Consider the following 23,923-nt stretch of genomic DNA (forward strand, 5'->3'; position numbering starts at 1 on the left):
TGTATTTGTTGGGGTTTTATCGAGCTGGTATCAAAGTTGCCATTACTTAGGTAATAAAATTATAAATCTAAGTTGGTGAGCAATATGAAAAAGCAAAAAATAGTTGTAGTCGGTAACGGTATGGTTGGCCATCATTTTATAGATCAGTTAGCGACAAATTATGGTGAGCAGTATCAAATTGTGACTTTTGCTGAGGAAAGTCGTCTTGCTTATGATCGCGTGATGTTAACCAGTTATTATACTGGCAATACCGCCGATGATTTAGCGCTGACAACGCCCGACGCCTATGACGCTCAAGGGGTTGAATATCATATCAATCAGCAAGTAACTGCTGTTGACCGCGCCAACAAGACAATAACGACCGCCAGTGGCGATAGCATTGGCTACGACAAGTTAATTTTGTCGACCGGCTCTTTTCCTTTTGTTCCACCGGTACCTGGTAAAGATCAGCCACATATTCATGTTTATCGTACCCTTGATGATTTAGACCGCATTGCCGAATCAGCAACAACGTCGAAGGTTGGTGTGGTCATTGGTGGTGGTTTGCTCGGGCTTGAAGCAGCCAATGCCATAAAGCAACTGGGGCTTGAAACTCATGTCGTTGAATTTGCTCCGCGTTTAATGGCAGTGCAGTTAGATCAAGGCGGCGGCGCTTTATTACGCCAAAAGATTGAAGATTTAGGTGTTAAGGTTCATACCGAAAAAAATACCAAAGAAATCGTTGCAGGTGAAGAATGCCGTTACCGCATGAATTTTGCCGATGGTTCTTTTTTAGAAACAGATACCATTGTATTTTCGGCGGGCATTAGACCACAGGATCATTTAGCGCGTCAAAGTGACCTAGCGCTAGGGGAGCGCGGTGGTATTGCGATTAACGACCAGTGTTTAACCAGTGATCCTGATATTTATGCGATCGGCGAATGTGCGTTATGGGACAATAAAATATTTGGCTTAATCGCACCAGGTTATGCGATGGCAAAAGCGGCCGTTAGTCATTTAACTGGCGGTGAAAAGTTGTTTACTGGTGCTGATATGAGCACAAAATTGAAACTGCTAGGGGTTGAGGTGGCCAGTATTGGCGATGCTCACGGCAATACACCTGATTCTCAAAGTTACAGTTTTATTGATTCTGCGACCGGTGTTTACAAAAAAATAGTCATGAACAGCGACGGAAAAATATTATTAGGTGCCGTATTAGTCGGTGACAGTAGTGATTACGGCCAGTGGTTGCAGCTGGCACTGAACTCAATTGAATTAACTCACCCACCAGAATATTTATTACTGCCTGAAATGGATGGCGAAATGGGCAGTGCTAGTGCGGGCATCGATGCCTTACCACCTGCGGCGCAAATTTGTTCATGTTATGACGTTAGCAAGCAAGCATTATGCGATGCCGTTGCTGGTGGCGCGCAAGACATTGCGGCAATTAAATCATGCACTGGCGCTGGTACGGGCTGTGGTGGCTGTGTGCCATTAGTTACGCAGGTACTTAATAGCGAGTTAACCAAATTAGGGGTTAGCGTCGACAATGATATCTGTCGTCATTTCGCTTATTCACGCTCCGAATTATTTGACATTATCCGGGTGAAACAAATTCGTAGTTTCGACGCGCTAGTGGCTGAATGTGGTAGCGGCGACGGTTGTGAAATTTGTAAGCCAGCGATTGGCTCAATGTTGGCATCATTGTGGAATGATCATGTACTAGACAACGATCTTGTTGCCCTGCAAGACACCAATGACAATTTCCTCGCCAACATGCAAAAAGATGGTACTTATTCAATTGTGCCGCGGATCCCCGGTGGTGAAATTACCCCAGATCATTTGATTCTAATTGGTGAAATTGCCAAAGAATATAACCTATATACCAAAATAACAGGCGGCCAGCGAATTGACTTGTTCGGCGCACAACTGCATCAGTTACCACCCATTTGGCAGAAGATGGTCGATGCTGGTCTGGAAACGGGTCATGCCTATGGTAAGGCTTTGCGAACCGTAAAATCATGTGTTGGCAACAGCTGGTGTCGTTATGGGGTGCAAGACAGCACCGCGATGGCAATTTTGATTGAGCAGCGTTATCGCGGGGTACGTTCACCGCATAAATTCAAAATGGCGGTGTCGGGCTGTGCCCGAGAATGTGCCGAAGCCCAAAGCAAAGATTTTGGGATAATAGCAACCGATAATGGCTGGAATTTATATGTCTGTGGTAATGGTGGTATGCGCCCACGCCATGCGGATTTATTTGCCAGTGATATCGACGATGCAACACTTATTCGTTATATCGACATTATTTTGATGTTTTACGTTCGCACGGCTGATCGCCTGCAACGTACGTCGGTGTGGATGGAAAACCTTGAAGGTGGGCTCGATTATCTTAAAAAAGTGGTGTTTGAAGACAAACTTGCGATCAACGATGAGTTGTTGGCCCAGATGGACCATTTGGTAGACACCTACCAATGTGAATGGAAAACCACCCTGGCAGATCCGCAAAAACTTAAACGTTTTAATCACTTCATCAATAGCGACAAGCCCGACGACAACATTATTTTCACCACGGTACGTCAACAGATTAGCCCGGCTGATAAATATCAGCTCGCAACCGAATTATAATTTTAGGAGAATAACATGACAGATTTAACCACGTGGATTGATGTTTGTCGCTTAAGCGATATTCCTAAAAACACCGGGATTTGCGCCGAACACCAAGGCAAGCAAGTGGCCTTATTCCACTTAAACTCCGCGCAATTGGGTGGCATTAGTGCAATTAAAGCCGTTGCAAATTACGACCCTTTTGGCCACGCCAATGTGTTATCACGGGGCTTAATAACCGAAATGGACGAGCAATATTTTGTGGCGTCGCCATTGCTTAAGCAACAATTTTGTTTAAACACGGGTCTTTGTCAACAAGACGAAACGGTTTCAATTGCGACGTTTGACGCGCGTATTAATGATGGACTGGTTCAGCTGAGGGAGGGGTAATCATGAGTACGTCTAAGTTTAGGCTTTTTTCGCTGACGGCTAATATGAAGATTCTTCATTACAGTTGGGTCGCCTTTTTTATTAGCTTTTTGGTGTGGTTTAACCATGCACCTTTGTTGGGATTGATCGCGCAATCTTTAGGGTTAAGCTCCGAGCAAATTAAAACCTTGTTAATTCTTAATGTCGCACTGACTATTCCCGCTCGAATTATCATTGGCATGGTAACCGACCAGTACGGGCCGCGAAAGACATATAGCTTGTTACTGTTATTGTGTTCTATTCCTTGTGCAATGTTTGCATTGGCTGATACTTTTGAGCAATTGGCGCTCGCACGATTTTTACTCGGGTTTATCGGCGCTGGGTTTGTGATTGGTATTCGACTAGTGAGTGAGTGGTTTCCGGCTAATCAATTGGGCACCGCGGAAGGTATTTATGGCGGCTGGGGTAACTTTGGTTCAGCAGCCGCAGCGATGATCTTACCGGTATTGGCACTGGCTTTTGGTGGCGATGACGGTTGGCGCTGGGCGGTTGGTGTTACGGCCGTTATTTGTTTTGTCTATTCCTTTATCTTTTATTATGGGGTTCGTGATACGCCAGCTGGCGCAACTTACTTTAAGCCAAAAAGCTCTAAAGCGATGGAAGTGACCAGTGTTGGCGATTTCTACCTATTGATTTTAATGAAGATACCATTATTTGGCGCGTTGTTTTTACTCAATTGGAAGTTATCACCGTCGGGTGTTAGTTTAATTGACGAAACGAGCGCATTAATCATTTATATTGGTTTGGTTGCGCTGTTCTTTTACGAAGTTTATATCGCCTATCAGGTTAACAAAAGTGTGTTTACTACGCCGGTTGAACCTTTACACCAGTATTCATTTAAACAGGTAGCGGTGCTTAACGTTTTGTATTTTGCCACTTTTGGCAGTGAGTTGGCGGTGATATCGATGTTACCGTTGTTTTTTGCCGAAACCTTTGGTTTAGATTTGGTTCTGGCTGGATTACTGGCATCGACCTACGCCTTTATGAACTTATTATCGCGGCCATTAGGCGGTTGGATCAGTGATAAATATGGTCGTAAAAAAACTTTAATGATCTTAACCACTGGCCTAAGTTTAGGTTATGCAGTGATGGCGACTATTACCGGTGAATGGCCATTGGTCTTGGCGGTTATTGCTGCGATGAGTTGTTCGTTCTTTGTGCAAGCAGGTGAGGGGGCAGTTTTTGCCGCGGTGCCATTAATTAAGCGTCGTTTAACGGGCCAAATTGCAGGAATGACAGGGGCGTATGGTAATGTTGGCGCAGTTTGTTATTTAACCGTGTTGTCATTTGTCAGTTATTCGTTCTTTTTCTGGGTTATTGCGATTAGTGCCTTTGTTGGGCTAATGATGTTATTTTTCATGCAGGAACCCAAGGGCAATATGGCTGAGATTTTACCTGATGGTACCGTGGAATTGATTAAGGTTGATTAAGCTTTTGTTGGTACCAATATATTAAGTCTGACTTTATGACACGCCTTGCTGGCGTGTCATTTTCTTTTGCGAGCAATGATATATTGCAAGAAATTGCTTAAGAGATTCTATTACAAACTGTTAAGCGAAGTGCATCTAACATGGCAAATATTGATAAATCAAAAGATAGTTTAGTGATTAGTGCCGGTGGTTATTCCACTGCTGGGGCTAAAGATGAGAACCAAGACGCGTTTGCGCTTAAAATTAATCGTGGGCTAGAGTTAGAACTCAAAGGCCATGTTGCGGTGATTGCCGATGGTGTTTCTAGTGCTAATTATGCCGCTAAAGCCAGTCAAATGAGTGTGTGTCATTTCATTGAAGAATATTTGGCTACTCCTGATAGTTGGTCGGTAAGCAAAGCAGCTGCAAAGGTCATTTCTTCGCTAAATCATTGGTTATATTCACGACTTTTAATCAGTGATGAGACAGGTGAATCACAAGAGTGGTTTAGTACTTTTTCAGCGTTGATCCTCAAAGGTAATCGCGCCCAGCTATTTCATGTTGGCGATTGTCAAATCGCTAAAATTAATAAAGATGGTTATCAGGTGTTAACCGCTGAACATTCCACCCCAGCTGGATTGCTTAATCGGGCGATTGGTGCCGGCACCCATGTTGAGGTTGATACCTCGTCAACGCTGTTAGAGGTTGGTGATGTATTGATGCTAAGTTGTGATGGCGTGCATCAATTTGTTAAGCCGCAACAAGTTAAGCAGTTACTGAGTGAACATCAAGATTTAGAACAAGCGAGCACCGCAATTACGGCGCTCGCAGCGCAGCAAGGCTCTTTAGATAACCTAACATGCCTGCTGATAAGGATTGAGCAATTGCCCGCTCAGGCTTTTGAACAATTAATTTTTGCCCGCAAGCAGCAAGTTATTCCACCACCATTACCTACGGGTGCCAAGCTCGATCATTTTGAAATAATTGATGTGCTTGAACAATCTACCCGTTCCCATGTATATTTGGCTAAAGACTTGACCGATCAACGATTGGTCGTCATTAAAGCGCCGTCGGTCAATTTTAGTGAAGACGAGCAGTATTTAACTGATTTTGTCAAAGAAGGCTGGATCGGCCAAAAACTTGACCACCCGGCGGTGATGAAAATATATCTGACGCCGCCGAGCCAATTTATTTATCATGCTTGTGAATATATTCAAGGCCAGACATTGGCAGCTTGGAGTTCTGACAACCCTAAACCTGCTTTGCTTAAAGTGCGTGATATTGTCGCGCAACTGGTAAAATCGTTGCGAGTATTACAACGTCACGATGTGGTGCATTGTGATATTAAAGCCGATAATTTTATGATTGATAGCGATGGTCGAATCAAATTGATTGATTTTGGAAGCTGCGAGATTGGGGCGCTTGAACTGGCCAGAGCATCGGCGTTGCCTAAAGGCACCTTAAACTTTACCGCGCCTGAGTTATTTTTGGGGGCGGTGCATAACCACCAGTCAGATTTATATTCGCTGGCGGTTTTAGTCTATCAGCTACTGACGGGACAATTACCTTATAAAGAACTTAGTCAGCCGCAACAAGCACCGGCACAATATAATTTATGGCGATATCGGCCGATAACCACGCACCGTAATGATTTACCGGATTGGTTAGATTTGGTGTTATCAAAGGCGTTAGCAGCCAATCCTAAAAATCGCTATGCTAACTATTCAGAGTTTATCGCGGGTCTTAATGGTTCGATAGGTAGGCAGGCTAAAGTCCGTAAATTACCCTTGATCGAACGAGATCCGGTGCGCTTTTGGCAGGGGGTTAGTACCGTGTTACTACTGTTATTAGTTATTTCAGTGTTTAGCTAACGAGAATAAGTTTAGCTAAGTAAAATAAGCTTAGAAAACCCAATAAGCCTAGCATACCGAGCTAGGCTTATTGTTTTTTTAGCACTTGAGCTTTATAGGTAAAATAATAGTTAAGTTTAATCGCTCAGCTTAGTACCTTATTGTAGACGTTGTGCTAAGCGTAAAGCGTTGCGCTATTTCCTGAAGATGATTAGACAGGCTAGCAAGCTCGGTACTCGCACAATTAACCTGCATTGAACCTGCAGCACTTTGCTGTGAAATATTATTAATATTGATGATATTTTGATTAATCACTTTAGCGACTGACGATTGCTGTGCTGAAGCACTGGCAATTTGACTGGTCATTGAATCAATTTTTTCTACCGCTAGCGCGATGGCACGTAATGCTTCTTGCACACTTGACGACTGGGTTTCGACTTTTTGGGCGGCAAGTTTACTTTCTTTCATTGCCTGTGCTGCCGCTAGCGATCCAGCCTGAAGATTACTAATCACCTCAGATATCTCGTTGGTTGACTGATGAGTTCGCGATGACAGGTTACGTACTTCATCGGCCACGACCGCAAAACCTCGACCTTGTTCACCAGCGCGTGCCGCTTCAATTGCGGCATTAAGTGCCAGTAAGTTTGTTTGCTCAGCGATTGCTGATATTACTTCGACAATCGTTGATATTGAGCTGCTTTGTTGCTCAAGGTTTTGGGTTAATAGCTCAGCTTGTTGCAGTTTGTTACTTAAATCTAACACCGACTCTAGTGATTGTTCAACGATTAATTGGCCCTGTTTAGTTGCCTCGGATGCACCTTGTGAAGCTGTCGCGGCGACACTGATGTTATCTGCTACCTCGGTTACCGTTGCTGACATTTGGGTCATCGCACTTGCGACTAGACGCGTTTCATCTTTTTGGTGTTCCATGCCGATCAGTGTGTCGGCGGTGGTGGCCGATAACTCCACTGAAGTCGCTGAGACCTGCGATGATGCGACATTGAGCTCGGCGAGGATTTGTTCAAAGCTTTCTAACATTTGATCAAACGCATTGCTCATATCACTTAACTCATCTTCGGTATCTAAGTTAACTCTTAATGTGAGATCTCGGGTTTTAGACACGGCGATCATGCTTTCTTTAAGTTTTTCAACGGGCTTTATAATCGAGCGAGCACATTGGTAGGCAACAAAAATCGTTAATAAGATCACTGCGATAGTTGATTGTACTTTGGCCCAGATTTGCTCAACGAGCGCTGCTTCTAAGTCGTCTGTATAGACACCCGTGGCGATAACCCATTGCCACTCAGGCAAATACTTCGCGACAGATGTTTTAGTAACCGGTTGATTAGAGCCCGTACGCGGCCACATATAGTCGACGATGGCACTGCCATTTTGAACGGAGTTATCGACTAATAATTGAAATAACTTAACCCCATTACTATCAGACAAGTTCTTTTGTACCGTGTTATTTAAGGCTGGGTTTAACGGGTGCATCAATACTTTGTAGTTGCTGTCGAGAATAAAAAAGTATTCGTTGTTGCCATATCTCATAGCGCTGATTAATGCTTTAGCATCCTGCTGCGCTTGAGGTGTGGTTTTTACACCTTGGTTTACCAACTGCCGTTGATTATCAATAATGGAATGGGCGGTATCGGTGATGTTAGCGAGCTCATCGTATTTACTTTGTTGTAAATCAGTCCACAGTTGATTGAGGGAAATAGCCTGAATTGCGATAATTGCCAATACTGCTACGGCGACAATAAAATTAAGTTTGGCCTTAATCTTTAATTTTTTCAAAATAGATTGCATTGGTGCTCCGTCGATACTCAAATTGAGCTTTATTTTCGAGCGTCCAATCATATTGAATAAATAACAAAGTATCTACATTCACGAGCTATTCTCATTAAAACTCAACGGATTACTGTTCGTTTGCTTACTTTGGAAGCATATTTTAACACTTTAGGGCCAAGTTTTAACATTTTGATGACACTTGAACTGATGAAACGCCGGTTGACGTTTCATTGGTTTGTATTAATTATCGGCGAATAAGGTAATCAAATGCTCCGAGTGCGGCATTGGCGCCACTGCCCATCGCAATAATAATTTGTTTGTATGGGCTGTCAGTGACATCACCCGCGGCAAATATACCGTCAATTGAAGTTTCCCCACGTGGTCCGGTAATTATTTCTCCACGATTGCTTAGCTCAATATCACCTTGTAAAAATTCACTGTTAGGTATTAAACCAATTTGCACAAATATTCCTGCTAGGTTTAACGGGTGACTGTTACCGCTGAGGCGGTCAGTATATGTTAGCCCTGTAACGCGTTTACCGTCTCCAACCACTTCACTGGTCTGGGCGTTGGTAATAATAGTGATATTTTTAAGCGAATTGGCTTTTTTAACTAAAACATCATCGGCCCGCAGGCTCGGGGCAAACTCGAGCACCGTTACATGTTCGACGATACCGGCTAAATCAATAGCTGCCTCAATGCCTGAGTTACCACCGCCAATGACAGCAACCGGTTTTCCTTTAAACAATGGGCCATCACAGTGGGGACAATACGCCACACCTTTACCACGATATTGCTGCTCGCCTGGCACATTCATTTCACGCCAGCGGGCACCAGTGGCTAATACGACCGCCTTACTGCTTAAGGTAGCGCCATTTTCAAGTTCAATCTCGATTAAGCCGGTTTCACTATTTTTCGATACGCGTTTCGCTTGGTTGTTATTCATAATATCAACCTCGTAGTCACTAACATGCGCTTCAAGACTGGCGACCAATTTGGGACCTGTAGTTTGCGATACTGAGATGAAATTTTCGATCGCCATGGTATCACTGACTTGACCACCGAAGCGATCGGCGACGATGCCCGTATTTATTCCTTTTCGCGCAGCATAAATGGCAGCAGCCGCACCGGCAGGGCCACCACCCACTACGAGAAAATCAAAGGCTGGTTTGTCAGCTAATTGTTGCTGTTGTCGTAAATTTGCACCAGTGTCGACCTTGTTTAATATTTCGGTTAATGAAATACGGCCCTGACTAAAAGGTTGGCCATTTAAGTAAACACTGGGTACGGCCATGATGTCACGATCGAATACTTCGGTTTGGAATAACGAACCGTCGATCATCACATGTTTAATTTTCGGATTTATCGCAGCCATCATATTAAGGGCTTGCACGACATCCGGACAGTTTTGGCAGCTTAAAGAAATATAACTCTCAAACTGATACTCACCTTTAAGTTGGCGAACTTGTTCTATTACTTCGGTTGATAATTTCAGTGGATGTGAACCGCTGTGTAATAAGGCCATCACTAACGAGGTAAATTCATGGCCCATTGGCAACCCGGCAAAACGAATTTCACTGCCGCTAGCCACCGAGCGCACTAACATCGAGGGCACTCGCTCGTTAATAGCGGGTTGCTCAACTAAGGAGATTAATGATGATAGTTTCGCAATCTCATTAACCAGGGCCTTGAGTTCATTTGATTTAGGACTATCGTCGGTAAAAGCACTGAGCTCGACCGGCGTTTTAAGGTTTTGTAAGTAACTTTTTAATTGATTGGTTAAGGTGGCGTCTAACATAACTTTTTGCATCGTAATCTCCAAAATTGTGCGGCTACTGCTTGTAACAAAACTGTGTGATAAGCGGTTGTTACAAGCAGGCTTGCTAGTGTATATTTTTTGCTAAATTAGATTTTTCCAACTAAATCTAGAGACGGCGCTAATGTTTCGGCACCTGGCTGCCATGCTGCCGGACAAACTTCACCGTCGTGCTCTGCAACATATTGCGCGGCTTTAACTTTACGCAATAACTCTGCCGCACTGCGGCCTATGCCTAAGTCATGTATTTCAGCAATTTTAATTTCGCCCGCAGGGTTAATGACAAAAGTACCGCGCAAGGCCAAACCTTCTTCCTCGATCATCACGCCGAAACTGCGGGTGATTGCGCCAGTAGGGTCACCAATCATTGGATACTTAATTTTATTGATGGTGTCAGAAGTATCGTGCCAAGCTTTATGGGTAAAGTGAGTGTCGGTTGATACCGAATAAACCTCTACGCCCATGCTTTGCAGCTCTTGGTAATGGTCGGCCATATCGCCGAGTTCAGTTGGGCAAACAAAGGTAAAATCAGCTGGGTAGAAAAAGACAATTGACCATTTGTCCGCTAAGTTCTGTTCGCTTAGCTCAACAAATTCACCATTGTGAAATGCGGTAGCGTTAAAAGGTTGTAATTTAGTATTGATAATTGATTGGTTCATGTTGAACTCCCGTAATTAAAAGTGGTTTGCTTTAAGACGGGATAATCATAAGCCTTAACTGTTGATTTGTTAAATCGATAGTTATTATTGATTTAATAGGTTTTGCCTATTTATGTGTGCGTGTTGAGAGGTTTGTCTATTGATTTTTATTTGTAACAGTAGGGTAAATATTAATAAGTGAGTCAGAACAGTAGTGCAGCCATGGCAAGTCGGTTTTTATACTTGCGGTGGCTGAACCGAACTTTTGTCTATTAAGTAACGAGTCTCTGGTTAACTTTAAATCGATTAGCGAGTTGCTGTAAATTATTTGCCAGGCTAGCCAATTCGCTACTCGCGGCATCAATTTGACTTGAGCCTGAGGCGCTTTGCGCAGTGATTTCATTAATGTTAACAATATTTTTATTGATAACTTCCGCTACACTTGATTGTTGCGCTGATGCATCGGCTATTTGAGATGTCATTATATCTATCTTAGCTACTGCGTTGGCAATAGTGTCTAATGCATCTCGCACGCTTGAAGATTGCTGTTCAACTTTTTCTGCCGCTAGCTTACTTTCTTTCATCGCTTTAACTGCCGCTTGCGATCCCGCTTGTAAGTTAGTAATAACTTCGCTTATTTGATTGGTTGATTGGTGAGTGCGCGAAGACAGGTTGCGAACTTCATCAGCGACTACCGCAAAACCTCGGCCTTGTTCACCGGCTCGTGCCGCTTCAATGGCAGCATTTAATGCCAGTAAATTAGTTTGCTCGGCAATACCAGTGATAACTTCTAAAATTGTTGTAATATCGTTACTTTGCTGCTCGAGGTTAATAATTAAAGTTTCAGACTGTTGCAGTTTATTCGTTAAATCGACCACAGAATTAAGCGATTGCTCGACAACTAATTTACCTTGTCTGGTCGCTTCTGACGCCCCATAAGAAGCATTGGATGCTTCGCCGATATTAGTTGCTACTTCGGTGACAGTCGCTGACATCTGGGTCATAGCACTAGCCACAAGATGGGTCTCGGCTTTTTGATGCTCCATACCGACTAAGGTTTGTGATGTGGTGGCAGCAAGCTCAACCGAAGTCGAGGAAACTTGCGATGATGCGACGCTAAGTTCAGATAATATTTGTTCAAAGCTATCGAGCATTTGATCAAAAGCATCACTCATGTCTTTGAGTTCATCTTTAGTTTCTAAGTTGATTCTTAAGGTCAAATCTCGAGTCTCGGTGACAGTTTTCATGCTCGATTTTAGACGTTCGACCGGGTTAATAATTGATTTTGCACAGTGATAAGCAACAAACAGCATGACTAATATAACGAGGACTGTAGCTTCTACTTTTTCCAAGATCTCTTGCTCTAATGCTATCTTAAGATCATCACTATAAACACCAGTACCAACAATCCATTGCCACTGGGGCTGATAGATAGCGACTGATGTTTTATCGACCGGCTTGTCTGAGCCAGCTCTAGGCCAGACGTAATCAACTAAAGCGAGATCATTGTTGATCGCACCGTCGACCATTAACTCAAATAGCCTAACCCCATTACTATCGACAAACTCTCTCTTCATGGTGTTATTTAGGGCCGGTTTTATGGGGTGCATTAAAACGGTATAGGTATGATCAAGGATAAAGAAGTATTCGTTGTTACCGTATCGCATGGCGCTAATTAGTGCTTTGGCATCTGTTTGTGCTTGTAAGGTTGTTTTATGGCCGCTTAGCGCCTTTTTACGTTCATTTTCAATAACAGATACCGCAGTTTGGGTAATATTAGCCAGCTCGGCATATTTGTTATCTTTCAGATCCTGCCACAGTTGATTAGTGGAAATTATTTGGATTATCACAATCGCTAATATCGCGACCGCCACAATGAAATAGAGTTTTGCTCTAATTTTTAACTTATTGAAAAATGACTGCATTCGTCTTCCTTAACTTTGCAATTAATGTCCGAATAAATCATATACACAAATAAAAGTGAGGTAAAGTAGAATTAATACTCAATAAAAGTTGATCTTGAATATTAAGAGGGCAAATTTTTATAACAATGGAGTTATTTTGATATTAGTGGCACTGCGGCAAGTGATAAGTCTAGGGGGGCATGTTAGGTTAGAACAGACCGATGATGCCTAAAAAAACAATCTGATTAGACCTGTTTGGCTCGGTGTTTGCTCGTCGGTGTGAGCTGATTTTATAGCAATATTGTTAAATGTAAGTTTATGCAGGGGAAGTATTAAAAGAACAATAGATTGTGAAAGTGCAGTCATATCTCTGTTCATTGGGCTCTATATTACAATAAGCAGCCCAATGGCAGAGATAATGATAAAAAATTACCAGTGCATGCGTTCTAATTTAATATCTTTACCCACTGATTTAATAATACGTGGTAATAAAGACTCTTGCTCTGGAGAAACAAAAGAGAAGCTATGGCCTAAAATGTTATTAACAGCAGTTTCTGGAGCTTGGTAGCCAGGACGCTGAGCGGTAACTTCTTGAGATAAAGCTTGTTTAGATGCTTTATCCGCCATGGTTTTCTTCTTTTCTAACTTCACGACTTTGGTGCGGGCGGTACGTCCAACACGGTGAATATAATCGTTACTATTAACAGGTAAGTCATAGTTAATGACGTAATATAGATCGTTAATATCGATACCACGAGCAACGATATCAGTAGCAACTAAGAATTTGAATTCTTTATTTTTAAATCCAGATAAGAATTCTTGACGCTTCTTTTGTGGAATTTCGTTGTGGATGCCTTGGCAGCTATAACCTTGATTCGTTAGTTGCTCAGTAATACGATCGACATCTTGCTTAGTGCGAGTGAAGATCAGAGCACGATCGCAGTTAAGCATCTCGATTAGCTTAAATAAGCTTTTGGTTTTTTCTTCACGGTGACAACGATACATCGTGTGCACTATTTTATTGAGCGCAGGCTGCAGATCTTCAGTTTTAACTGTTTTGGTATTAACCTGATGCGTTTCACTAAATTTAGCGAGGGCTTTAGAATCAGTTGCCGAAAATAAAATAATCTGTTTTTTTGCCGGCAAAGCTTCAATAATAGTTCTGAGTTCTTGATGGATGCCCATGCTCACAAGGCGGTCAGCTTCGTCCATCACAAAGTGTTGGATGTTCGCAAATGAAAATGCATTTACTTTTAGTAGATCCACTAGGCGCTTGGGTGTCGCAACGATAATATCGGCGCCACGTTTAAAACGATTAAGATGCGCCTGCATACGCACGCCACCAAATACGGTGATAGTACGTAAGCCCAAATCTTTGCCATATAACTTGATTGAGTCTTCAACCTGTTGAGCGAGCTCTCGGGTCGGCACTAAAAATACGGCGCGGATCGGTCGTACTTGATCGTTGCTGTGATCAACCTGACTAAGTTCTTGCAAAGTAGGCAGCAAGTAAGCGGCAGTTTTTCCGGTACCTGTTGGTGCTATGGCATAGGTATCAGCACCTGAAAGTACAGAGCCAATGGCTTTTTCTTGAATATAGGTAGGTTTTTTGTAACCTAGGCGTTTTACATTGGCTTGCAGCGTAGCGTTTAAGCCCAGTTCGGCGAAAATAGTCATGTTCACAAATCGTTAGCGAATAAAAGCCGCATTATACCTCAATGTTGATCAGATGTATGAGTTGTTGGCAATTAAAATTTGATAGTGAGACACGGACATCAAAATTTACCGGATAAAATTGAGTAATTGCTGATTGTCAAAATAATAAATTGGCTAGGAAGTTGATGGCGTCCCCGGCAGGAGTCGAACCTGCTACCTGTCCCTTAGGAGGGGACCGCTCTATCCAAGTGAGCTACGGGGACATGTGTTACAAACCATATTGTTGATCAAAATGTATGCTAGGTATATAAAAATTATCGGTTTTAATTTATTTCTAAATATAAACAACGTTGCATATCACCCGATTTTTAGTGCTATGCAATGGACTTGAGTAGTTGGAGTTAGTTATTCTTTGACAATCTGATCTCTAATTTGAATACCACCGGCTAATGCCACATCAACAGGCTCAGCGACGAGGTTATAGCGGCCAAGTTGAATAACTTTTAGCTTGGCGTCACTAATTTGTTGAGTCTGGTGTCTGGTGCCGTCAAGATCGATAAAACTTCCCTGATGAATCACCATTAACTGATCGCCAGCTTTGATCCCATGTTCACTACCCAAGTTGATAGTGAATTGGTCTTTTGTTGCTTTGACAATACGCCCTGAAATCGCTTCGCAGCGAAGTTTGTCGTTAATATCATCTGTAAGTTGAATCAATTGGTCATTTATTGCCGCCCCATAGGCTGACTGCCAAAATGCACTCGTACTGACATCGACTTGAGTTTGGCGCTGATAGATCCAAACCGCTTGTGTTTGATATTGTTTATTCCACACTTGTTCGCCGTTGGAACCGTCGTATATAAACACATTAAGCGAAAATTGACGTAGCGGCGACTCGGTAACAAAACCTAACCACTTGGTATTGGCCTGGAACATTGAAATATCGGTTATTTGTGCGGTTAACACATATTGAGCGTTGCTGCGATTTGCTAACGTGATGAAGGGAGAGCTAGCCATAGGTTGTAGCTGTTGCTGCCATTGTTGCTGCAACGGTAATAGTTGGGTGATGCGCGTAACCCCATTTAAACTATTAATTTGTCGATGTAGTTGCTGGGCTGTATATTTACCAAGTTCAAAAATTCCGCCGGTAGCTGCTTGTGAGCGTGCACTCAATGGAAATTCAGTTAACACTAAGGTCTTGGTTAATTTAGTACCGCTGCATTGCTCAAATTCGCGCACAATATCGGCTCTGATCGTGACCGTAATATAGCCATTTTTATGACGCTCATTGAGCAGCTGGATATCGCGAACAGATCCCTGACTTCGTACTTCAAAGCGATCTGATGTAAGCAGGCCATTACTTATTTCCTGAATACTGCTGACACGTGCACCTGCGACAATCAATGATTGACGCAGTGCATTCTGCACCGCGTTATTGCGGGCAATTTCAATATTATTATTTAAAATACGGGCTTGGCCTTTTGACTCAAGCCATTGCGCATTAATATTAAATGATAATAAAGCCAGGCTTAGGCCGGTAACGAGTATTTGGCAATTACGATTCATAAGTGAGCCCCAGTTAGTTTTTCATGACACGCCGTGGCATTGCGGTTGATTGATATAATTGATAGACAACTTTAAAATCAAGCTCTAATTCGGTCGCATAAATATCATCATTAAGCGGATAACTCTGTACCACACGGGCACCGCGGATAAGCCCGCTGATCGACGCTTTAAAGGATGAGCTATCGAGTGCTAAATCACTTATCGAAGACTGCCCCGAGACTTGCTGACCATGAACTTGTTCGGTTAATTCACGATAAGCAGCTAATTTTGAAGCTTGAATTGCATTGAGCATCTTTTCTGTATCGTTACTGCCGGACTGTGACTGAATCGGCGCATAACCTGTTGCATGTAATACTGCAAACTCAGTCGGAGGCATAACCTGATATTCAATGTACTTGTCACCAAAACTGCTGCAGGCGGTTAATGGGCCAAGTAACATCATTAAAATAATGCTGGAGAGTCTCATACAAATTACCTCGGATCATCATCGGTACCGTAAACGACAATAAGTTAGCCTGTCTGTGATAAGAGAAATTGGCTAAAGCTTAAGGTGTCTAAATATTGGCACTAAAAATTATATTTTATCGTAATTTGAATAAGCAATATTTGAGCCAGTTAGTCATTTATAACAAATGAAATAACCACAACAAAGAATTATTCTCACTGACTACGAATAAGAGGGCGAATAAATGACTGTATTTCAGGAAACATTGTGGACTAGGCTGAAATGTAACTACCACGAATACCACCGCCGCGGGTTTTGCCTTTTTGGTTGTAAGTCATGCTGTTGCCAGCTCGCTTACGAATAAGAGAGGTTTGTAGGCGCTCAAGGCTATTGATGCCTAACGCAATAGCTTTACCATTTATGTCATTTTGCAGCTGACCTTTGGTGATATTGTCAACGATAACATTTTTAAGCTTCATTAATTCAGCAGGTAACTCATTAATTGACGTTACAAGTTGCTTAATTTGCTGGTCAGCGGTCGCCAATTCACTGAGGATCTTTTGTTTATCACGCGCGAGTGTCTCAATTTTATCAATATCACGTTCAACCAAAGCTTTATTTTCCTCAGTAAGTAAGGTTAATAGCTGCTCTGATTTTTGATACTGAATATTTAATTGTAGCGTTAGTTGTTCGGTATCCATTTAATTACCTGCTGTTAGCGCTTCCTCAAACTTTGCCATATTGGCAGCAAGCTTTTGCGGATCGACCTTGTATTCGCCAGCTGAAATTGCTTTGCGAATACTCTCAACCTTTGCTTGATCAATAGAGGAAGTATTAGTTAATTTCTCTTTAATCTTATGCAACTGTTGTGCCTGTTGCGTTAAAGACACTGAGTCTTTCGCCTGTGGTTTATTGCTTGCTTGCGCTTGCGCTTGATTTTGCACTGTCTCTTGCTTGACAGTTTGATTAGCGTTTTGCGACTTAAGTTTTAAATTGTCAAGTTGTTGACTATGAGCGCCAGCAACCTTATTCATATCTATCGCCATAACTTTATTCCTTTCGAAATTAATTCTTCATCCCTTTCTATCGGCAAAGTTTAACCTATCTTTAGTTTTTATTATAATTTTATTTCAACAACACCAACCGCGATCACAAGCGCCTCAATACGACGTCCAGAGCTGCTGTTTTTAACTGAAATTACTTGACCAATACTGCCATCTCTGAGGGCTTTGCCAACAGATTTAATAGTTAACGTACCGCTTCTTGCATAGATTGTCACGGGGTCACCACGACAAACCAAGCAAATGTTATTAGCGATAATAGCTTGGTTACGTTGAATTTGCCGTTTTATCTTTGAGCCTAATATGTTCTCTAGCTGAGATAAGGTTGAACCACGCAGCGTTAAAATATCTTTGTAAGCTAATGTTAAATTACTGGACGTTAGCAGGGTACCTGCCGACATGTTTTGACTGGCAACAACAACAGACTGCAAACGTTTAATACGTGCTGGCACGTAGATTTTCCATTGTTGTTCGCATTTTACTTCAACGGTGGTATGACGTGACAGACGTGTCTTGCCTGGTAATGATAAAGAAAGCGGTTGCGGGCATAACGCGACCTTTTTTCGTCGGTCGAGCGCTTTAACGGTGATTTCAATTCGTTCGTCACCACGGCTAATTAGTTGCTGTTCAATATAGGCATGAACTAATTTCTCAATTTTATGTAACCGTTGTTGGTTATCCGTTAACGCATAAACTGGCGCTGACAGCAAAATAAAACAACAAGTTATAATCAAATTTATTTTAAGCATATTTTTTTTTACACTATCTTATCTTTCATAATTTTTATAAGATTTAACTATATCTACATTTTTATTCTAGAATGTAGTGTAAGGTAGTGTAGTGATACATGGAAGTAACTATTACAAATCAATTTATTTCAGTCTAATAATATGGAGTTGTTATGGCCGGTGTTCTAGATTCAGTCAATCAACGTACGCAGTTAGTTGGGCAAAATCGCCTCGAGTTGCTGTTATTTAAGTTAAACAATAGCAAGCATAGATACGGAATTAACGTATTTAAAGTTAAAGAAGTCTTGCAATGCCCTCGATTAACCGCTTTACCAAGTCTGCGCCCAAGCGTCCGTGGTGTGGCACATATTCGCGGTGAAACAATTTCTGTTATCGATCTTAGTATGGCGACAGGGCAGGAACCAATTGATGATCTTGAAAATAGATTCATCATCATCACGGAATATAATCGCTCAGTGCAAGGTTTCTTGGTCGGTTCGGTTGAACGGATTATTAATTTAAATTGGGAACAAATATTACCTCCACCAGACGGTGCTGGTGATACTAATTATCTAACCGCTGTTACCGAAGTTGATGGCGAAATAGTTGGGGTACTGGACGTCGAGAAAATTTTGATGGAAGTTGCGCCAACAAATGAAACAATGAGTGAGGATTTATTAGCTGAAACGCAAGAAATCATTGGCGATAGTGATAAGTTTCTGATGATTGCTGATGACTCGATGGTGGCGTTAAATCAAATTAAACGCGCTTTAACCCCGTTAGGCATCGAAATCATTACAGCAAAAAATGGCCGCGAAGCTCTCGAGAAATTAGTCGAGTTAAGTGAGTCTTGTGAAAAATCAGTAACTGAGAAGCTCGGCTTATTAATATCCGATATTGAAATGCCAGAAATGGATGGTTATACGTTAACCTCTGAGATTCGAAGCAGAGAAAAACTTAAAGATTTGCGGGTAATTTTACATACCTCATTAAGTGGCGTATTTAACCAAGCAATGGTCGATAATGTCGGTGCTGATGATTTTATTGCAAAATTTAACCCTGATGATTTAGCAGCTGCGGTAGAACGAAATATTAATATTTTGCATTCTGAGCCCGCTCGGGAAATTGTGAGTGACAAATAATATCTTTTCAGACAGAGAGTACCTCGACTTTTGTAAATTTCTAGAACAGCACTGCGGTATTGTTCTGGGGAAAAACAAACAGTATTTGGTCAAGAGTCGGCTTGGGCCATTATTAAGTCAGTTTAGCTGTGACAGTTTATCTGATTTAATAAAGCAAGTGATGGACGTTCGTAAGCGAGAATTACGTGCAGTAGTTATCGATGCAATGACGACCAATGAAACGTTGTGGTTTAGAGATAGATATCCATTCGAGTTGTTGACTAAACGCTTGCTGCCTGAATTTAGTAAGTTGTCACGTCCGCTTAGAATTTGGTCATCAGCCAGCTCTTCAGGTCAAGAACCTTATTCTATTGTGATGACATGTCTAGAATATCAGGCTAAAAATCCTGGATGTTTGACGCGCGGGTTTGAAGTGTTAGGCACAGACATCTCGGCAAGTATGTTAGCCCATTGTAATAAAGGTGAGTATGACGCGTTAGCACTGGGGCGAGGTTTATCAAAAGAGCGTTTACAACGATTCTTTACTCCGTCCTCGCAAGGATGTTATCAAGTAAAACCAGAATTACAGCGTCACGTTAAGTTTCGTCAATTTAACTTATTGGACTCGTTTGCTATTCTTGGTAAATTTGACATTATTTTCTGTCGTAATGTGTTGATTTATTTTTCTCCTGAGATTAAGCGGCAAATTTTTGGCAATTTTGCCAAGGCTGTTAACTCAAATGGTTATTTGATGTTAGGGGCTTCGGAGTCAATTAATGGCTTAACTGAAAGTTTTGAAATGAACCGATGCAGTTCTGGTATCGTATATAAATCAATAAAATAGTGGCAACCTTATGCCATGTTAAAAACTAAGGGACAAATTGTCCCTTAGTTTTTTATTCTTCCCTATAAAGTTATAGTTTCTCTACGATACAACGCCAATACTATTAGCCCCCAGTAGAGTCGGTACCCCGGTCCAATTGGCCTAATCTAGGCTTTCTTGCCCCTAAGTAAAAAAAATCTATATATTTCATATTTTGGCACAGCGATTGCATTTGTATTAACAAAGGTAACGAGAGACAAAATTATGGCAATTTCTTTTGATAAGGCACTTGGACTAGCTCAACATACAATTGGTATTCGTTCACAGCGAGCCGAGATTATTGCTAGTAATATAATTAATGCAGACACTCCTCATTACAAGGCACGCGACTTAGATTTTGCAACAGCCATGCGTAACGCCAAATCAACCATGAGTTCGAGTATGTCACGAACGCATGAAAAGCATTTTAATATTAATGCGAGTATTAGTGATGGAATATCATTTCGCATACCAAATCAACCTGATACGGGTGATGGTAATACGGTTGATGTCCAGGTGGAGCGTAATTTGTATATGAAAAATGCCTTAGAATATCAATCGAGTTTGCAGTTTCTTGGCGGTAAATTTAAAGGGCTGAACCTAGCCATTAAAGGAGCTTAAATATGAGCTTATATAATATTTTCGATGTCGCTGGTTCAGGCATGAGTGCGCAATCATTGCGACTTAACACCACCGCATCTAACTTGGCTAATGCGAATAATATCAGCAGCAGTGCCGGAGAAACCTACCGTGGCCGCCATCCAGTTTTTGCCGCCATGATGCAAGAAGCTGCCGCTGGTCAAGACTCAGCGTCGGTTAAGGTTGAAGTTTTAGGTATTGTTGAAGATCAAGACCCATTGCGCCAAGAATATAATCCTAATCATCCACTGGCAGATGACAATGGCTATATTTACAAGCCGAATGTCAATGTGATGGAAGAAATGGCGAATATGATCTCTGCATCGCGTTCGTATCAGACCAATGTTCAAGTTGCAGATGCCGCCAAGCAAATGTTAATGAAAACATTACAGCTTGGTAAATAAGGGGTAATTCATGAGCACAGTTTCTAATACCAACGCTTACCTTGATTCGATGACTTGGCAAACTGAGCAAGTAAAAGTTGATGATGGTAAAAACCAATCGCTGGACCAAGAAGATTTCTTGAAGCTGCTAACCCAGCAATTGGCGATGCAAGATCCGTCAAAACCTGTTGATAATGACACGATGATTTCACAAATGGCGTCTTTTAGTACCGTTGAAGGTATTTCACAAATGACGACGCAATTTGAAGATTTAAACTCTGTAATGACGTCATCACAAGCTTTGCAGGCGTCAACCTTGGTTGGGCAAAAAGTTTTGATCCCAACCAATGAGACTTATCAAGAAGCCGGTGAAGGTGTTGATGGTGTAGTGAGCCTACCCGACTCGCAGGCAAGTTTGAAACTACGAATAGAAAATTCATCGGGCGAGTTAATTAAAACCATTAACATGGTCAATGTACCGGCTGGTAATACAGATTTCTCCTGGGATGGCACCGATGATGATGGTGAGGCAGTACCGGGGGGCGATTATACAATAAATGCATCTGGTTTAGTTGATGGTGAGCAACAAGAGCTTGCTGTATCAACCTATGCGCATGTCACTAGCGTGAGTTTGGGCAATACGTCCAACGGCGTTATTTTAAATCTTAGAGGCCTTGGCAACATTTCACTTAATGATGTGTTAGCTGTTGCCGAAAATAAATAGAAAGAGGATTATATTATGTCTTTTAATATCGCATTAAGTGGTATTGCAGCAGCAACCAAAGATTTGAATGTTACCGCAAATAACATTGCCAATGTCAGTACCATTGGCTTTAAAGAATCGCGCGCTGAATTTGCTGACGTGTATGCCTCGTCACTGTTCACTAATTCAAAGACCAAAGCAGGTGATGGCGCAACGACGGCTCAGGTCGCACAGCAATTTCACCAAGGCAGCTTAAAATTTACCAATAATGCACTCGATTTGGCGATAACCGGTCCGGGATTTTTTGTTACCTCTGATGGTTTAGACGGTAAAGATTTGAGTTTTACCCGCGCGGGAGCGTTTAAACTAAACAATGATAATTTTATTGTTGATTCAAACGGCAATTATTTGCAAACTTACCCGGTTAATTCTGACGGGTCGTCTTCTGCCATTAATTTGACGACTACTACTGGTTTGCAGATCCCTGAAACTGCCGGGGTGCCACAGATGTCCGAAAATGTCACGATGTCGATGAATTTACCGGCTGGTACAACGGGAAAAACAGTTGGCGCCTTTGATATAGACGATCCAACTACTTATAACCATTCTACCTCGGTTACTATTTATGACTCGCTCGGTGAAGCGCATGTGCAAACGACCTATTTTGTTAAAGACGATAGCATTGCCACGGATCCCAACCGCTGGGTTGCCTTTGCCGGTGTTGACGGTAAGCCAGTGAATGTTACGTCGCCGGCCCCTACGGCGGCAGAAACTGCCGGTACCCATACCGGGGTGCCGGTCACTTTTGATTCAAGTGGTGTTCATGTACCCAATACTCCGCCTAATACGACATTAGAAGCACTAGGCACGCCTGGGGCTGGTGTTTATACCGCAGGACCTAATGGCGGACAATTTTTAACCCTGAAATTAGATGGGCCAACTCAGTTTGCAGCTGGTTTTGAAGTGACTTCACTTGAACAAGACGGTTTAACGGTCGGGCGTTTAACGGGGGTTGAAATTGGCGCTGATGGATTAGTTAAAGCGACTTACAGTAACGGTAGTGCTGAAGCTTTGGGGCGTGTTGCTATGGCGCGTTTTAGAAATGAGCAAGGGCTAACGCAAACCGGTAATACCTCGTGGAAACAGAGCTTAGACTCTGGCGAACCGCTGGCGGGCGAGGCTGACTCGGGTACGTTTGGTACGATTAACTCGGCGGCATTAGAGCAGGCCAATGTTGATTTAACCACTGAATTGGTCGATTTAATCACGGCGCAGCGTAACTTCCAAGCGAACTCACGAGCGCTCGAAGTAAATCAGACCTTATCTCAAACAATTTTACAAATACGATAAGTTCACTAGATAGCCCGCCAAGCGGGCTATCTCACTTCAATTCATTTTCCCTCTTTATCTCTTTCTTAATTCTTTACACTTATGGCATACCAGTTGCATATTAATAAATAACTAGTTTAATCGCTAATTTATTGACGGGGCAAATGATGGATAAACTACTCTATATATCCATGAGTGGCGCAAAAGAAAATCTTAATGCAACCGCTATACGAGCAAACAATTTGGCTAACGCCAAAACATCAGGCTTTAAAGCAGATATTGAGCAAGCACGCTCGATGCAAGCTTATGGTGAAGGCATGCCTACACGAGTCTTTTCACTGACTGAGCGGCCGGCCCAAAACTTTGAATCGGGCCCAATGGTCACTACTGGTCGTGATCTTGATGTTGCGATTCAGGGGGAAGGTTGGTTAGTCGTTGAATCAAAAGATGGCTCGCCAGCGCTTTCTCGCGCAGGCTCGCTACAAATTGATAGCGAAGGCATGTTGCGTAATAGCTCTGGTTTGTTAGTAATGGGAGATTTTGGCCCGATAGCTATACCAACCCCAATCGATAAATTACAAATTGGTAGTGATGGTGTTATTACGGTGCATCCGCAAGGTGCGCCAAGAAATGTCATTGAAGAAGCGGGCCGGCTTGCTTTGGTAAACCCTGATAAATCTGAGTTGACTAAAGGCACTGACGGTTTATTTCGTCTTAAAGACGGTGGTGAGTTTGAAAATGATGCTCAGATAAAGGTGGCCAGTGGCATGGTAGAAGGCAGCAATGTTAATACTATCAGTGAAATGGTCGACTTAATCACCTTGCAACGCCAGTTTGATACTCAAGTGAAAATGATGAAAACGGCAGAAGAAATAGATCGCTCACAAGATACCTTGTTGCGATTAACTTAAGCTAGGGCGCTGTAATGACTTCGATATTTTGTAAATTACCAGGTATGGCTTACGCAATTTATGGCGATACCCTAACAAATTTAAAGACGACCTCTG

The 23,923-nt window shown here is 42.3% G+C and carries 21 protein-coding genes and 1 tRNA gene; 11 read left to right on the forward strand and 11 right to left on the reverse strand.

Translation table 11 applies throughout. The annotated features are described in order from the left end of the window. The first annotated feature begins 84 nt into the window (after positions 1 to 84). The 4 genes from nirB to HRU23_10820 all read left to right on the forward strand — a co-directional run bounded on the left by nirB (position 85) and on the right by HRU23_10820 (position 6,295). Positions 85 to 2,607, forward strand: a complete 2,523-nt coding sequence (gene nirB, locus HRU23_10805; GenBank protein ID NRA54622.1) for a nitrite reductase large subunit — start codon at positions 85 to 87, stop codon at positions 2,605 to 2,607. A gap of 15 nt (positions 2,608 to 2,622) precedes the next feature. Continuing rightward, positions 2,623 to 2,976, forward strand: a complete 354-nt coding sequence (nirD, locus tag HRU23_10810) for a nitrite reductase small subunit NirD (protein NRA54623.1) — start codon at positions 2,623 to 2,625, stop codon at positions 2,974 to 2,976. A 2-nt stretch (positions 2,977 to 2,978) separates the two neighbouring features. After that, on the forward strand, positions 2,979 to 4,445 hold the full coding sequence (locus HRU23_10815) for a NarK family nitrate/nitrite MFS transporter (GenBank protein ID NRA54624.1): 1,467 nt from the start codon (positions 2,979 to 2,981) through the stop codon (positions 4,443 to 4,445). A gap of 140 nt (positions 4,446 to 4,585) precedes the next feature. Then, positions 4,586 to 6,295, forward strand: a complete 1,710-nt coding sequence (locus HRU23_10820) for a bifunctional protein-serine/threonine kinase/phosphatase (GenBank protein ID NRA54625.1) — start codon at positions 4,586 to 4,588, stop codon at positions 6,293 to 6,295. Between the two features lie 129 nt (positions 6,296 to 6,424). Here HRU23_10820 and HRU23_10825 read toward each other — a convergent pair whose 3' ends face one another. From HRU23_10825 to flgA, 11 genes are all read right to left on the reverse strand, one after another. Further along, on the reverse strand, positions 6,425 to 8,083 hold the full coding sequence (locus HRU23_10825) for a methyl-accepting chemotaxis protein (GenBank protein ID NRA54626.1): 1,659 nt from the start codon (positions 8,081 to 8,083) through the stop codon (positions 6,425 to 6,427). 226 nt (positions 8,084 to 8,309) lie between these two features. Next, a complete protein-coding gene (gene ahpF, locus HRU23_10830) occupies positions 8,310 to 9,863 on the reverse strand; it encodes an alkyl hydroperoxide reductase subunit F (GenBank protein ID NRA54627.1) in 1,554 nt (517 codons plus the stop codon). Between the two features lie 107 nt (positions 9,864 to 9,970). Next, positions 9,971 to 10,540, reverse strand: coding sequence for a peroxiredoxin (gene ahpC / locus HRU23_10835; GenBank protein ID NRA54628.1), 570 nt, complete (start codon positions 10,538 to 10,540; stop codon positions 9,971 to 9,973). 251 nt (positions 10,541 to 10,791) lie between these two features. Beyond that, on the reverse strand, positions 10,792 to 12,444 hold the full coding sequence (locus tag HRU23_10840) for a methyl-accepting chemotaxis protein (protein NRA54629.1): 1,653 nt from the start codon (positions 12,442 to 12,444) through the stop codon (positions 10,792 to 10,794). Positions 12,445 to 12,852: 408 nt separating this feature from the next. Further along, complete coding sequence (locus HRU23_10845) at positions 12,853 to 14,100, reverse strand: DEAD/DEAH box helicase (protein NRA54630.1); 1,248 nt, start codon at positions 14,098 to 14,100, stop codon at positions 12,853 to 12,855. 165 nt (positions 14,101 to 14,265) lie between these two features. Then, a tRNA-Arg gene (locus HRU23_10850) sits at positions 14,266 to 14,342 on the reverse strand. 142 nt (positions 14,343 to 14,484) lie between these two features. Further along, a complete protein-coding gene (locus HRU23_10855; GenBank protein NRA54631.1) occupies positions 14,485 to 15,645 on the reverse strand; it encodes a flagellar assembly protein T N-terminal domain-containing protein in 1,161 nt (386 codons plus the stop codon). A gap of 13 nt (positions 15,646 to 15,658) precedes the next feature. Beyond that, on the reverse strand, positions 15,659 to 16,111 hold the full coding sequence (locus tag HRU23_10860; GenBank protein NRA54632.1) for an LPP20 family lipoprotein: 453 nt from the start codon (positions 16,109 to 16,111) through the stop codon (positions 15,659 to 15,661). A gap of 251 nt (positions 16,112 to 16,362) precedes the next feature. Beyond that, positions 16,363 to 16,791 carry a flagellar protein FlgN gene (locus tag HRU23_10865; GenBank protein ID NRA54633.1) on the reverse strand — a complete coding sequence of 143 codons (429 nt, stop codon included), beginning with the start codon at positions 16,789 to 16,791 and terminating at the stop codon, positions 16,363 to 16,365. After that, positions 16,792 to 17,136 (reverse strand): flagellar biosynthesis anti-sigma factor FlgM, encoded by a 345-nt coding sequence (gene flgM / locus HRU23_10870; GenBank protein ID NRA54634.1) that lies wholly within the window; start codon positions 17,134 to 17,136, stop codon positions 16,792 to 16,794. Between the two features lie 71 nt (positions 17,137 to 17,207). Next, the gene (gene flgA, locus HRU23_10875; protein NRA54635.1) at positions 17,208 to 17,900 is read right to left on the reverse strand and encodes a flagellar basal body P-ring formation protein FlgA; all 693 of its coding nucleotides are present in this window, start codon (positions 17,898 to 17,900) and stop codon (positions 17,208 to 17,210) included. A 152-nt stretch (positions 17,901 to 18,052) separates the two neighbouring features. Here flgA and HRU23_10880 point away from each other — a divergent pair, with 152 nt between their 5' ends. From HRU23_10880 to HRU23_10910, 7 genes are all read left to right on the forward strand, one after another. Then, positions 18,053 to 19,021 carry a chemotaxis protein CheV gene (locus tag HRU23_10880; protein NRA54636.1) on the forward strand — a complete coding sequence of 323 codons (969 nt, stop codon included), beginning with the start codon at positions 18,053 to 18,055 and terminating at the stop codon, positions 19,019 to 19,021. After that, positions 19,011 to 19,844 (forward strand): protein-glutamate O-methyltransferase CheR, encoded by an 834-nt coding sequence (locus HRU23_10885; GenBank protein ID NRA54637.1) that lies wholly within the window; start codon positions 19,011 to 19,013, stop codon positions 19,842 to 19,844. The genes HRU23_10880 and HRU23_10885 overlap by 11 nt, the downstream gene beginning before the upstream one ends. 243 nt (positions 19,845 to 20,087) lie before the next feature. After that, positions 20,088 to 20,483: a flagellar basal body rod protein FlgB gene (gene flgB / locus HRU23_10890; protein NRA54638.1), complete on the forward strand. Its 396-nt coding sequence runs from the start codon at positions 20,088 to 20,090 to the stop codon at positions 20,481 to 20,483. Between the two features lie 2 nt (positions 20,484 to 20,485). Continuing rightward, positions 20,486 to 20,905 carry a flagellar basal body rod protein FlgC gene (gene flgC, locus HRU23_10895; GenBank protein NRA54639.1) on the forward strand — a complete coding sequence of 140 codons (420 nt, stop codon included), beginning with the start codon at positions 20,486 to 20,488 and terminating at the stop codon, positions 20,903 to 20,905. 10 nt (positions 20,906 to 20,915) lie between these two features. Continuing rightward, positions 20,916 to 21,608 (forward strand): flagellar hook assembly protein FlgD, encoded by a 693-nt coding sequence (locus tag HRU23_10900; GenBank protein NRA54640.1) that lies wholly within the window; start codon positions 20,916 to 20,918, stop codon positions 21,606 to 21,608. Positions 21,609 to 21,623: 15 nt separating this feature from the next. Then, entirely contained in the window at positions 21,624 to 22,937 is a 1,314-nt protein-coding gene (flgE, locus tag HRU23_10905) for a flagellar hook protein FlgE (GenBank protein NRA54641.1), read from the forward strand. Positions 22,938 to 23,083: 146 nt separating this feature from the next. After that, positions 23,084 to 23,827 (forward strand): flagellar basal body rod protein FlgF, encoded by a 744-nt coding sequence (locus HRU23_10910; GenBank protein ID NRA54642.1) that lies wholly within the window; start codon positions 23,084 to 23,086, stop codon positions 23,825 to 23,827. Positions 23,828 to 23,923: the final 96 nt, after the last annotated feature.

The organism is Gammaproteobacteria bacterium (genome assembly GCA_013214945.1).
GTDB lineage: Bacteria > Pseudomonadota > Gammaproteobacteria > Enterobacterales > Psychrobiaceae > Psychrobium.